The organism is Ruegeria sp. BC3 (assembly GCF_056539265.1).
On the sequence record NZ_JBQFUP010000006.1, the window covers coordinates 140212 to 152712 of the forward strand.

General features: G+C 58.7%; 12 protein-coding genes. 7 read left to right on the top strand and 5 right to left on the bottom strand.

All coding sequences use genetic code 11. The features are described from left to right. Positions 1 to 47: 47 nt before the first annotated feature. Together ACR0MV_RS16580 and msrA are read left to right on the top strand one after the other, a co-directional pair. On the top strand, positions 48 to 329 hold the full coding sequence (locus ACR0MV_RS16580) for an SCP2 sterol-binding domain-containing protein (RefSeq protein WP_480702900.1): 282 nt from the start codon (positions 48 to 50) through the stop codon (positions 327 to 329). A gap of 97 nt (positions 330 to 426) precedes the next feature. Further along, on the top strand, positions 427 to 1098 hold the full coding sequence (gene msrA, locus ACR0MV_RS16585; protein ID WP_170426288.1) for a peptide-methionine (S)-S-oxide reductase MsrA: 672 nt from the start codon (positions 427 to 429) through the stop codon (positions 1096 to 1098). Here the strand turns inward: msrA and ACR0MV_RS16590 are convergent. Together ACR0MV_RS16590 and ACR0MV_RS16595 are read right to left on the bottom strand one after the other, a co-directional pair. Further along, entirely contained in the window at positions 1095 to 1967 is an 873-nt protein-coding gene (locus tag ACR0MV_RS16590; protein ID WP_480702902.1) for a ribokinase, read from the bottom strand. The two genes, msrA and ACR0MV_RS16590, sit on opposite strands and share 4 nt — an antisense overlap. A 3-nt stretch (positions 1968 to 1970) precedes the next feature. Further along, entirely contained in the window at positions 1971 to 4226 is a 2256-nt protein-coding gene (locus ACR0MV_RS16595; RefSeq protein ID WP_480702904.1) for an NADP-dependent malic enzyme, read from the bottom strand. A 163-nt stretch (positions 4227 to 4389) separates the two neighbouring features. Between ACR0MV_RS16595 and mutS the strand changes: the two genes are divergently transcribed. Beyond that, a complete protein-coding gene (gene mutS / locus ACR0MV_RS16600) occupies positions 4390 to 7005 on the top strand; it encodes a DNA mismatch repair protein MutS (protein WP_480703001.1) in 2616 nt (871 codons plus the stop codon). A 31-nt stretch (positions 7006 to 7036) separates the two neighbouring features. On the opposite strand, the gene ACR0MV_RS16605 is transcribed toward mutS, so the two are convergent. Both ACR0MV_RS16605 and hrcA read right to left on the bottom strand, forming a co-directional pair. Beyond that, a complete protein-coding gene (locus ACR0MV_RS16605) occupies positions 7037 to 7600 on the bottom strand; it encodes a nucleotide exchange factor GrpE (RefSeq protein ID WP_155144165.1) in 564 nt (187 codons plus the stop codon). A gap of 10 nt (positions 7601 to 7610) precedes the next feature. After that, a complete protein-coding gene (gene hrcA / locus ACR0MV_RS16610; protein ID WP_170426294.1) occupies positions 7611 to 8675 on the bottom strand; it encodes a heat-inducible transcriptional repressor HrcA in 1065 nt (354 codons plus the stop codon). A 112-nt stretch (positions 8676 to 8787) separates the two neighbouring features. Between hrcA and rph the strand changes: the two genes are divergently transcribed. Genes rph through ACR0MV_RS16630 form a run of 4 tightly spaced genes read left to right on the top strand, consistent with a single transcriptional unit; the run spans position 8788 to position 11613 of the window. Further along, positions 8788 to 9501 carry a ribonuclease PH gene (gene rph / locus ACR0MV_RS16615; protein WP_170426296.1) on the top strand — a complete coding sequence of 238 codons (714 nt, stop codon included), beginning with the start codon at positions 8788 to 8790 and terminating at the stop codon, positions 9499 to 9501. Beyond that, complete coding sequence (gene rdgB, locus ACR0MV_RS16620; RefSeq protein ID WP_170426298.1) at positions 9498 to 10112, top strand: RdgB/HAM1 family non-canonical purine NTP pyrophosphatase; 615 nt, start codon at positions 9498 to 9500, stop codon at positions 10110 to 10112. Before rph ends, rdgB begins: the two co-directional genes overlap by 4 nt. Further along, positions 10102 to 11256: a radical SAM family heme chaperone HemW gene (gene hemW, locus ACR0MV_RS16625; RefSeq protein WP_480702905.1), complete on the top strand. Its 1155-nt coding sequence runs from the start codon at positions 10102 to 10104 to the stop codon at positions 11254 to 11256. The genes rdgB and hemW overlap by 11 nt, the downstream gene beginning before the upstream one ends. 3 nt (positions 11257 to 11259) lie before the next feature. Further along, positions 11260 to 11613: a YbaN family protein gene (locus ACR0MV_RS16630; RefSeq protein WP_480702907.1), complete on the top strand. Its 354-nt coding sequence runs from the start codon at positions 11260 to 11262 to the stop codon at positions 11611 to 11613. Here ACR0MV_RS16630 and ACR0MV_RS16635 read toward each other — a convergent pair. Further along, entirely contained in the window at positions 11603 to 12499 is an 897-nt protein-coding gene (locus ACR0MV_RS16635; protein WP_480702909.1) for a ParB/RepB/Spo0J family partition protein, read from the bottom strand. The two genes, ACR0MV_RS16630 and ACR0MV_RS16635, sit on opposite strands and share 11 nt — an antisense overlap. Positions 12500 to 12501: the final 2 nt, after the last annotated feature.

Consider the following 12501-nt stretch of genomic DNA (forward strand, 5'->3'; position numbering starts at 1 on the left):
TTCGGCTGTTTTTCTTTACGCAAAGGTCAACAGGGAAAGGGTACTCAATGCTTCAGGACATCGCTGACGGAATCCAAAAGGGTCTGAACGGCAAAACTTTTGACGGTTCGCTCAAGTTCGATTGTGGTGACGATGGGGTGATCGTTCTGATGGACAATAAGGCCACTACCCAAGATCAGGATACCGATTGTACGATCCGGATCTCTCAGGAAAACCTGACCAAGCTGCTGACCGGCAAGCTGAACCCGATGACTGGCGTGGCGCTGGGTAAGCTCAAGATTTCGGGCAATATGGGCGTGGCGATGAAACTGGGGCAGTTGCTGGGCTAAATCCGATAAACTCGTCTCACCAGCGCGTGACAAACGATGTCAGCGGATTGCAACGACGGGAAAGTCCGGGCAGCCTGATCCCAGAAGGAGATCTGCCATGAACCGGACTGCTTACCTCGATTTCTTTAAACCGACGCTTCTGTTTGTCCTCATTACGTTGGCCGCGATGCTACGCGCCCTGCCCGCGCCTGCCGCAGGCACGGAAACCCTGACCGTTGCCGGAGGATGTTTCTGGTGTGTCGAATCCGATTTTGAATCCGTACCGGGCGTGATTGGGGCCGTATCGGGCTATACCGGCGGTAAATCAGCCAACCCGACATATGATCAGGTGTCAAAAGGCGGCACCGGCCATTACGAGGCCGTTCAGATCACGTTCGATCCGGCCCGCGTTTCCCGTGAAACGCTGCTGAACATGTTCTTCCGCTCGGTCGACCCGACGGATGCAGGCGGTCAGTTCTGCGATCGGGGCGACAGCTATCGTACTGCGATTTTCGTCTCTAACGCCGGGGAAAAGTCGCTGGCGCAAAAGGCCAAGACCAATGCACAGCAGGCATTGGGTGAGACCGTTGTCACCCCAATTCTGGACGCGGGCGCTTTTTATCCGGCTGAGGCTTACCACCAGGACTACTACAAAGGTGACAAGCTGGTGCTGACGCGCTTTGGGCCCAAACGTCAGAAGAACGCGTACAAAGCCTACCGCAAGGCCTGCGGTCGCGACGCGCGCGTCAAGCAATTGTGGGGCAGCAACGCACCTTTCGTTGGATCCTAAGTGAACCGGGCCTCAAGTACCTCTTTGAGGTCCGGAATCACATCCGCCGTTCCGTGCCGCGTGACCATCAGGGCCGCGGCACGATTTGCCTGAGAAATGGCCTGAGGCATCGGCAAGCCCCGATCCATACCGGCCAGCACATACCCAGTGAACGTATCCCCCGCGCCTGTAGTATCCACGGCCTTGACCTTGTGGGCTGGAATCTCAAGCACCTCGCCATCTTTGGGAAGATAACGCGCACCTTTCGACCCCAGCGTCACTAAAACATGCTGTACCGGCAAATCGGATACTGACAGGCCAGTGCTTTCGCGCAGTTGTTCGGCCTCAACCTCATTCAGGATCAGAAAGTCGAGATAGGGCAAGACGGCCTGTACCGCATCGGCCTGAAACGGTGCAGCGGCGTAGCAGACGGTCAGACCCAAATCGCGCCCCATGCGGGCCGCTTCGACCTGCGCGTTGGTTTCGTTCTGCATGACCAGCAAATCGCCCGGAACAGCCTGCGACAGCGCCTGCCCCAATTGGTCCTGCGCGATTGCATGGTTGGCACCGGGATACAGAATGATCTGGTTCTCGCCCTCAGCGTCCACCGCGATGATCGCGTGACCGGTTGGCACGTCGACCTGCGCGATGAACCGCGTATCGACGCCATATTCGGTCATGCGATCCAGCGCCCACCGCCCGTCAGACCCGATGCCTCCGATATGCGCCACCCGCGAACCCGCCCGCGCCGCGGCGACAGACATATTCGCGCCTTTGCCGCCCAGAAACCGCTCAAGGGTCAGGGCAGCCAGGGTTTCGCCGGCACTGGGCAGATGCGGCAGGCCATAGACCATATCCGCGTTGATCGAGCCTAGGTTCCAGATCGTCACGGCTTATCCAATATCGCAAGCGGCCAGGATGGCCATGTTCAGGATGTCATTCGCGGTCGACACGGTCGAGCAGATCTGGATCGGCTTGTCGATGCCCGAAAGGATCGGGCCGATGACGGTGGCCTCACCCATCTCTTGCATCAGCTTGGTCGAGATCGACGCCGAGTGGCGCGCAGGTACGATCAGGATGTTCGCAGGTCCGGTCAGGCGCGAGAACGGATAGGCCTCTTGCTGATCGACGTTCAGCGCGACGTCCACGGTCATTTCGCCTTCGTATTCGAAATCCACACCGCGCTGGTCCAGTACCTCGGGCGCGACGTGCATCTTCTCGGCCCGCTCGGAGACAGGATAACCAAAGGTCGAGAAACTGACAAAGGCCACACGCGGTTCCAAGCCCATGTGGCGGGCCACAGCGGCGGAACGTTCGGCGATGTTGGCCAGATCGTTTTCATCCGGCCATTCGTGCACCAGAGTGTCTCCGATCAGAACGATACGGCCCTTGTGCAGCAACGCGGTTACACCTACCGCACCATGTTCCGCGTCTGCATCGAAGACGTGGTTGATCCGGTCCAACACATGCGCCGATTTGCGCGTCGCACCAGACACGAGACCATCCCCGTGGCCATGCGCCAGCATCAGCGCCGAAAAGACATGGCGATCGGTCGCGGCGAGGCGGTGAATGTCCTTACGGTCGAACCCTCGGCGCTGCAGGCGTTTGTAAAGGAAGTCCTTGTAGGTATCGAGATGGGTGGTGGTGCCAGCGTTCACGACCTCAAGTTCGCGCACAGCATCGCCCAGACCTGCGGCCTCGAGCTTTTCTTTGACGTCATCCGGACGGCCGACAACCAACGCTTTGCCGAAGCCCGAGCGCTGATACATGACCGCTGCGCGCAGCACTCGGGGATCGTCGCCCTCGGCGAAAATCATCCGACTTTGCGCAGCGCGGGCGCGGGCGTTCAGGCCGCGCAGAATGCTGGCGGTCGGGTCCATGCGGGATTTCAGGCTCAACTCGTACGCGTCCATGTCGATGATCGGACGCCGCGCCGCACCGGTGTCCATCCCCGCCTTGGCAACGGCAGGTGGAATGCGGTGGATCAGACGCGGGTCAAACGGCGTTGGAATGATGTAATCCCGACCAAAGGTCAGCGACTTGCCATAGGCCATGGCAACCTCATCCGGCACATCTTCGCGCGCGAGATTGGCCAACGCGTGGGCGCAGGCGATCTTCATCTCGTCATTGATGGCGCGCGCGTGAATGTCCAATGCACCGCGGAACAGGTAAGGGAACCCCAACACGTTGTTCACTTGGTTCGGATAGTCGCTGCGCCCGGTGGCGACGATGGCATCGACACGTACCTCATGCGCCTCTTCCGGTGTGATCTCTGGGTCCGGGTTCGCCATCGCGAAGATCACCGGGTTATCGGCCATACTGGCAACCATGTCCTGCGTCACAGCCCCTTTGACCGAAACACCCAGGAACACATCCGCGCCCTTCATGGCATCTTCCAGGGTCCGCAGATCCGTGGTGATCGCGTGGGCCGATTTCCACTGGTTCATGCCCTCAGTCCGGCCCTGATAGATCACGCCCTTGGTGTCGCAGACGATGCAGTTCTCATGCCGCGCGCCCATCGCCTTGAGCAGTTCGATGCACGCAATACCCGCCGCACCGGCTCCGTTCAGGACGATCTTCACGTCCTCGATCTTCTTGCCCGAAATGCGCAGCGCGTTCAGCAGACCTGCCGCACAGATCACCGCCGTACCATGCTGGTCATCGTGGAAGACCGGAATGTCCATTTCTTCCTTGAGGCGCTGTTCGATGATGAAACACTCGGGCGCCTTGATGTCTTCCAGATTGATCCCGCCAAAAGTCGGCCCCATCAAACGCACGGCGCGGCAGAACTCGTCGGGGTCTTCGGTGTCCAATTCGATATCGATCGAGTTCACATCCGCGAACCGTTTGAACAGGACGGATTTCCCCTCCATCACCGGTTTCGATCCCAGCGCACCAAGATTGCCAAGACCCAGAACGGCCGTCCCGTTCGAGATCACCGCGACAAGGTTCCCCTTGTTGGTATAGTCATAGGCAGTCTCGGGCGCTTCGGCGATGGCTTCACATGGAACAGCGACGCCGGGGCTGTAGGCCAGCGACAGATCGCGCTGCGTGGTCATGGGAACGGTGGCCTGCACCTCCCACTTGCCGGGGGTCGGGTCGAGGTGAAAGGCCAGCGCCTCTTCTTTGGTGATCTTCGCTTTGGGCATGGAATGGGTCGTTTCTTTACATCTGCGGGACTTTCGCCTCATAGCGCAGGCGCGCGCGCGTCTCAACGAGAATACGTTTTCGCCTTTCGCAGCAGAGGGGGGATTTGTAAGGTCGCGACCGGAATACGCCAGAAGGGGGCCGGTTTTGTCCACAGTCACGCCAATGATGGCGCAATATCTCGAGATCAAAGAGGCCCATGCCGACGCCCTGTTGTTTTACCGCATGGGCGATTTCTACGAGATGTTTTTCGAGGACGCCGTCAACGCCGCCGAGGCGCTGGATATCGCGCTGACCAAGCGCGGCAAGCACAATGGCACCGATATCCCGATGTGCGGCGTCCCTGTTCACGCCGCCGAAGGGTATTTGCTGACACTGATCCGCAAAGGGTTCCGCGTCGCCGTCTGCGAACAGATGGAAAGCCCCGCTGAAGCGAAGAAAAGAGGCTCTAAATCAGTCGTAAAGCGCGATGTCGTGCGTCTGGTAACCCCCGGTACGCTGACTGAGGATGCCCTGCTGGAAGCTCGCCGCCACAATTTTCTGGCTACCTATTCCGAGGTGCGTGATGAGGCCGCGCTGGCTTGGGCCGATATCTCAACCGGTGCATTTCATGTGATGCCATTGACCTCGGTCCGGCTGAGCCCTGAACTGGCACGGCTTGCCCCGTCCGAGTTGATCGTGGCCGACGGGATGGAACAGCCTTTGCAGGAAACGGTACGAGATCTGGGAATTTCGCTGACACCAATTGGACGCGCCAGCTTTGACAGCACTGCGGCGGAAAAACGCATCTGCGGATTGTTTCACGTGAATGCTCTGGACGCGTTCGGGTCCTTCGGACGCGCAGAAGTTTCCGCTATGGGTGCGTTGATTGACTATCTGGAGATTACGCAAAAAGGCAAATTGCCCCTGCTGCAAACGCCGCTTAAGGAATCCGAGGACCGTGTCGTTCAGATCGACGCCGCCACGCGTCGCAATCTGGAACTGACCCGATCCCTGTCCGGCGGGCGGGCCGGGTCGCTGCTATCAGTGGTGGATCGTACGGTCACGCCCGGCGGCGCACGGTTGTTGGAACAGCGCCTGTCCAGCCCTTCGCGTAACCTCGATGTTATTCACGGACGGCTGGACGCGGTCAGTTTTGCCGCCGAAGACAGCCTGATCGCATCGGACCTGCGCGAGGCTCTGCGCAAAACTCCCGATCTGGACCGGGCCCTGTCGCGTTTGTCTCTGGACCGAGGTGGACCCCGCGATCTGGCGGCCATTCGCAACGGTCTGACACAGGCGGCAACTATCGCCGAACTCTGTGACGGTCAGGACCTGCCTGTCCTTTTGGCGACCGCGCTGCAAAACCTTATCGGCTTTGATGACCTGCTGAACCTGCTGGACGAGGCGCTTGTGGCCGAGCCCCCGCTGCTGGCGCGCGACGGTGGGTTCATCGCCCCGGGCTATGATGGTGAACTCGACGAGGCCCGCACCCTGCGAGACGAAGGCCGATCCGTGATCGCTGGGTTTCAGCAGAAATACGCGGTACACACCGGCATCACATCGCTGAAGATCAAGCATAACAACGTGCTGGGTTACTTCATTGAAACCACAGCCACCCATGCTGAGAAAATGCTGAATCCTCCGTTCAGCGAAACCTATATCCATCGTCAAACCACAGCCAACCAAGTTCGGTTCACGACCGTCGAACTGTCCGAAATCGAAACCCGCATCCTGAATGCCGGAAACTTGGCACTGGAGATTGAAAAGCGGCTCTATAAAAGGCTTTCTGACGAGATTCTGGACCAAGCCGCGCGCCTCAACCAGGCCGCCCGTGGGTTGGCCGAGCTTGATCTCACCACCGCCTTGGCCGATTTGGCACGCGGCGAGAACTGGTGCCGTCCTCAGGTCGATGCATCCCGCGCTTTTGACGTGCAGGGTGGGCGTCATCCTGTTGTAGAACACGCGCTACGCCAGCAAAACGGGGACGCCTTCATCGCCAATGACTGTGATCTGAGCGCAGATCAAGGCGCGGCGATCTGGCTGCTGACCGGTCCCAACATGGCCGGTAAATCGACCTTTCTTCGGCAGAACGCGTTGATCGCATTGCTGGCCCAAATGGGCAGCTATGTTCCGGCCGAACAGGCGCATATTGGCCTTGTCAGCCAGTTGTTCAGCCGCGTTGGCGCCTCGGACGATCTGGCACGGGGCCGCTCGACCTTCATGGTCGAGATGGTCGAAACCGCCGCCATCCTTAATCAGGCTGATGACCGCGCGCTGGTGATCCTTGACGAAATCGGTCGTGGAACAGCTACCTATGACGGCCTGTCTATCGCTTGGGCCACGCTGGAGCACCTGCACGCATCCAACAAATGCCGCGCATTGTTTGCCACCCATTACCACGAACTGACTGCGTTGGCCGGAAAGCTTGAAGGCGTCGACAACGCCACCGTCGCGGTCAAGGAGTGGGAAGGCGAAGTCATTTTCCTGCACGAGGTTCACAAGGGCGCAGCCGACCGGTCTTATGGTGTGCAGGTCGCTCAGCTTGCCGGGTTGCCCGCATCGGTGGTCGAACGGGCCCGCGTCGTCCTTGACCAACTGGAAAAAACCGAACGCGAAGGCGGCAAACAAAAGACTTTGATTGACGATCTGCCTTTGTTTTCTGCCGCACCACCTCCGCCACCAACCGCCCCCAAAGCGTCGCCTGTCACCGATATACTTGATGACGTTTTGCCAGACGAGCTGACACCGCGTGAGGCGCTCGACCTGATCTACAAATTGAAAGAGGCGGCCAGAACCTGACCGCCTCAAAATTCGTTTGAACGGAAATCGCTCAGCTTGCCGGTGTCGAAGACACCCCGACCTGCGCCGGGCGCAGCAGACGGTCGTGCAGCATGAAGCCTTCAGCCGAAACCTGAATGATGTCGCCAGCACGGGTGCCCGGAACAGGTGCCTCAAACATTGCCTCGTGCACATTCGGATCAAACCGGTCACCAACTTCGGGTGTAATCACTTCGATCCCATGCTTTTGGAATACGTCCTTCAACGCGCGCATGGTCAGCTCGACGCCTTCCAGAAGGGGTCCTGCCACTTCTTTCTGCTCGTCGGTTGCCGCCTCGAGCGCGCGTTTCATGTTGTCGTAAACCGGCAGCATGTCGCGAGCCAGCTTCGATCCACCATATTGTTCGGCGTCGCGGCGCGCCTTGTCGCCACGCTTGCGCGCGTTTTCGGCATCCGCCAACGCACGCATGAACTTGTCCTTGAAATCGTCCCGCTCAGCACGCAGCGCATCAATTTCCAGCGCTTCTTCGCTGATCTCGGCAAATTCTTCGGCCAGCTCTTCCGCTTCGGCGGTTGCGATATCGTCCAGAAAATCTTCGTTCTTGGGCTCTGCCATCTCTTACCCTCTAGCTCCGGTCGGAAATCAGTTTGCCGACCAGTTGCGCCGTATAATCCACGATCGGCACGATCCGTCCATAATTTAGTCGCGTGGGTCCGATGACCCCAACCGCACCGATTATCTTTCGATCAGCGTTCATATATGGAGACACCACCAAAGAGGAACCCGAAAGTGAGAAAAGTTTGTTCTCAGACCCGATAAAAATGCGCACACCCTCGCCTTCCTCGGTCAATTCGAGGAATTCAGCGATGTCCTGCTTGCGCTCGAGGTCATCAAACAAGGTTCGGATTCGGTCCAGCTCTTCGGCTTCGCCGGGTTCCCCCAGCAGATTCGCCCGCCCACGCACGATCAAACGGGCTGAGTCGGTCCCATCTCCATCCCAGGCGGCCATGCCACTTTCGACCATCTCACGCGCCAGCACATCGATCTCCTGCCGACGCGCCGTGATCTGTGTCTGCATCTGACGGCGCACTTCACTCAGCGTACGTCCTTCGATCAGCGAATTCAGGAAGTTTGCCGCTTCGCGCATCGAACTTGGCGTCTGCCCTGGAGGTGGCGTGAACAGGCGGTTTTCGACGTGCCCGTCAGCAAAAACCAAAACCACCAAAGCGCGGTCATGGGCCAGCGATACGAACTCGATATGCTTGATCTCGGATTCATGCTTCGGGGTCAGGACCAGCGATGCACCATGTGTCACGTGTGACAGGGCCGAGCCGACGCGGTCCAGCATTCCGCCCACATCGCCCGCGTTAGAGCCTAATGTCTCATCCAGCTTCTGCCGATCGTCCGCCCCCAGATCACCAACTTCTAATAACCCATCGACAAACATCCGCAGACCCATTTGCGTGGGAACCCTGCCAGCACTGACATGCGGGCTGTCGAGCAGACCTAGAAATTCCAGGTCCTGCATGACATTGCGCACGGTCGCGGCGCTGACCTTTTCCGACAAGGTACGGGTCAGCGTGCGGCTTCCGACCGGCTCCCCACTGTCCAAATAGCTCTCAACGATCAGCCGGAACACTTCACGTGACCGGTCATTCATTTCGTCCAGAACTCTTGTCGCTTTGCTCATCGGCAATCCCCTGCTGGATTGGCATTAAATCGCAGGCATATGAAAGGTCAATCGGGGTTGCATCCTAAGGCACCGTGACGTTATCCCCAAGCCAGCAAACAAAGGATTTTCCATGCGACCCTCAGGACGTGATCTAAACGAAATGCGCGCCGTTTCAATCGAGACGGGCTTTACCAAACATGCCGAAGGTTCCTGCCTGATCAAAATGGGCGACACCCATGTGCTGTGCACCGCCACGATTGAGGATCGCGTGCCGCCTTTCATCAAAGGTTCGGGCCTTGGATGGGTGACTGCCGAATACGGTATGCTGCCCCGCGCGACCAACACCCGGATGCGGCGCGAGGCGGCCTCGGGCAAGCAAGGCGGTCGGACCGTCGAAATCCAGCGCCTGATCGGTCGCGCCCTTCGCGCCGGTGTCGATCGCGTTGCCCTGGGTGAGCGTCAGATCACCGTAGACTGTGATGTGATCCAGGCAGATGGCGGAACGCGCTGTGCCTCAATCACGGGTGGCTGGGTTGCGCTGCGTCTGGCGGTGAACAAACTGATGAAAGCAGGCGATGTAATCACTGATCCGCTGGTCGACCCCGTGGCCGCGGTGTCTTGCGGTATCTACGCCGGTCAGCCGGTGCTGGATCTGGACTATCCCGAAGACAGCGAAGCTGGTGTCGACGGCAACTTCATCATGACCGGTTCGGGCAAGCTGATCGAAGTGCAGATGAGCGCCGAAGGCTCGGTCTTTAGCCGCGCCCAAATGGATCAATTGATGGACCTTGCCGAAAAAGGCGTTGGTGAACTGGCCGCTGCACAAAAGGCCGCCACCGCATGACCCGCAAGTTCGACAGCGACAGGCTGCTGGTGGCCACCCACAACAAAGGCAAGCTCGAGGAGATGGCGCATCTCCTCGAACCCTTTGGCGTGACGGTCGTTGGCGCGGCCGAGATGGACCTGCCCGAACCCGAGGAAACCGAAGATACATTCGTCGGCAATGCCCGGATCAAGGCTCATGCCGCTGCCAAGGCTACTGGCCTGCCTGCCCTGTCGGACGATTCCGGGATTACCATCGACGCGCTGGACGGCGCGCCGGGCGTTTACACCGCCGATTGGGCCGAGACCGGAAATGGTCGCGACTTCTTGATGGCCATGACCCGCGCCCACAATGAGCTTGAGGCGAAGAACGCACCGTATCCGCGCCTGGCTCAGTTTCGCAGCACGTTGGTTCTGGCCTGGCCGGATGGCCATGACGAAGTGTTCGAGGGTGTGGCCCCAGGCCATCTGGTATGGCCCATCCGTGGCGAGGGTGGTTTCGGCTATGACCCGATGTTTGTTCCCGAGGGATACGACATTACCTTTGCCGAGATGGATCGCTGGGAAAAGAACAAGATCAGCCATCGCGGCCGCGCGGTTGAGATGTTCGTGAAAGGCTGCTTTGGCGGATGATTGGCGCAACGGGGGCTTTGGCCTGTATGTGCATTGGCCTTTTTGCGAGGCCAAATGCCCTTATTGCGATTTCAACAGCCATGTTTCCAAAAATATCAATCAAAAACAATGGCTTAAATCGTATCTAAGCGAACTGCAGCGATCCGCAGCCGAAACACCAGACCGCGTTCTGAATACGATCTTCTTTGGTGGCGGCACGCCGTCTCTGATGGCGCCTGAAACGGTCGCTGCGATCATCGAGGAATCCCGCTCACTCTGGCGCCCTGCCAACGACATGGAAATCACGCTCGAAGCGAACCCTGGATCAGTCGAGGCAGGACGGTTCGCCGCCTATCGCGACGCGGGCGTCAACAGAATCTCGATGGGTGTTCAGGCGCTGAACGACGAGGATTTGCGCCGTCTGGGCCGCATCCACACTGTGGTCGAGGCCCGCGCGGCCTTTGACATCGCGCGCAACTGCTTTGACCGCGTCAGTTTCGATTTGATCTATGCCCGCCAGCATCAAACATTAGACGCGTGGCGGGCCGAATTGACCGAAGCGCTGTCGATGGCCGTCGATCACCTGTCGCTGTACCAGCTGACAATTGAGGAAGGCACAGCCTTCGGTGACCGTTATGCCGTTGGCAAGCTGCGCGGCCTGCCCGAGGATGACAGCGCTGCGGATATGTACCTTGCCACGCAAGAGATCTGCGAGGCCCACGGATTGCCCGCCTACGAAGTCTCGAACCATGCCCGCCCGGGTGCAGAGTCGCTCCACAACCTGATCTACTGGCGCTATGGCGACTATGTCGGCATCGGCCCTGGCGCACATGGACGCGTGACGCTGGACGGGCGGAAACTGGCGACCGAAACCTATCTGGCGCCTGCCGTGTGGTTGGACGCTGTGTCAAATGGGACCGGGGAGAAGGAAAGAACGCCCCTTCCAACCCAAGATCAGGCAAATGAATACCTTATGATGGGTCTAAGAATCACTGAAGGACTAGATATTGATAGATTCAACACTCTTTCTTCAGAACCCATATCAGAGAGTAAGCTGACCGACCTGCAAGAGATTGGCATGGTAGACCGGTTAAACGGTCGTTTGATTGCCACCAAAGACGGGCGCGCCGTTCTGAACGCGGTTATTCGCGAGTTGTTGGGATAAAAGATGCAGTATCTCTGGGCCGCGTTGGGATTGCTTTGCGTCGGACTGGCCGTCATCGGGGTTGTTCTACCCTTGCTTCCGACCGTTCCATTCCTGCTTTTGGCTGCGTTCTTCTTTGCCCGGTCATCCTCGCGCCTGCACACATGGCTGATCACGCATAGGACCTTTGGTCCGATGATCCTGGACTGGCAGAGATCAAGGGCCATTCGTCCCTCTGCAAAAAAGGCGGCCACAGTATCCGTAGCCGCCGTCTTTGGTTTGTCTGTTCTTTTGGCGCTGCCGTCCCACGTTCTGATCATCCAGGCAGTCGTTCTTAGCGCCGTGATGATCTTTATCTGGACCCGCCCTAACGGCTGAGCTTGGCGCAAAGATCGTCGAGCTGGTCCAGGTTTTCGTAGGTCAAAACCACCTGCCCGGTTTCCGATCCGGCCTTGTGGTTGATTACCACTTTCATCGCCAGGATCGCCGAAAGATCCTTTTCCAGCGCGCGCGTATCCGCGTCCTTGCCTGCATTCAGGTTTCTGGACCTTGGTGCCGCTTGCGGTGCATCCCCCTGCTGCTGTTTCTTAACCAGCGCTTCGGTCGCACGTACCGACAGGCCGTCTTTCACCACAATTTTCGCCAATTCAGACGGGTTTTCTGCAGTGATCAACGCCCGGGCGTGCCCGGCGGACAGTTTGCCTTCGATCACCAGTGTTTGAACGTCCATCGGCAGCGACAGCAGGCGCAAAAGGTTTGCAATATGACTGCGGCTTTTGCCCAAAGCCTCGGCCAGTTTTTCCTGCGTATGGCCAAAGCGATCCATCAACTGCTTATAGCCCGCGGCCTCCTCCACCGCGTTCAGATCCGCGCGCTGGATATTTTCGATGATGGCGACTTCCAGAACTTCTGTGTCATCGAACTCACGCACGATGACCGGAATATCGTGCAACTGCGCCATCTGAGCGGCGCGCCACCGGCGTTCACCCGCGACGATCTCATATTCGCCACCACTGATTTCCCGGACGATCAGAGGCTGAATGATCCCTTTTTCTTTGACCGACGCGGCAAGCTCATCCAATTGGTCGGGCGAAAACGTCCTGCGGGGCTGATTTGGGTTCGCACGCAGCTTTTCGATTGGGACTTTCATATCCGGGCGACGTGGTTCTGTCGGCATCAAACCTTCTGAATCCTGCGTCACATCCGCCATCAATGCCGACAATCCCCGGCCCAAACCTCTGGGTTTTGTTTTTTTAGCGGCCATGG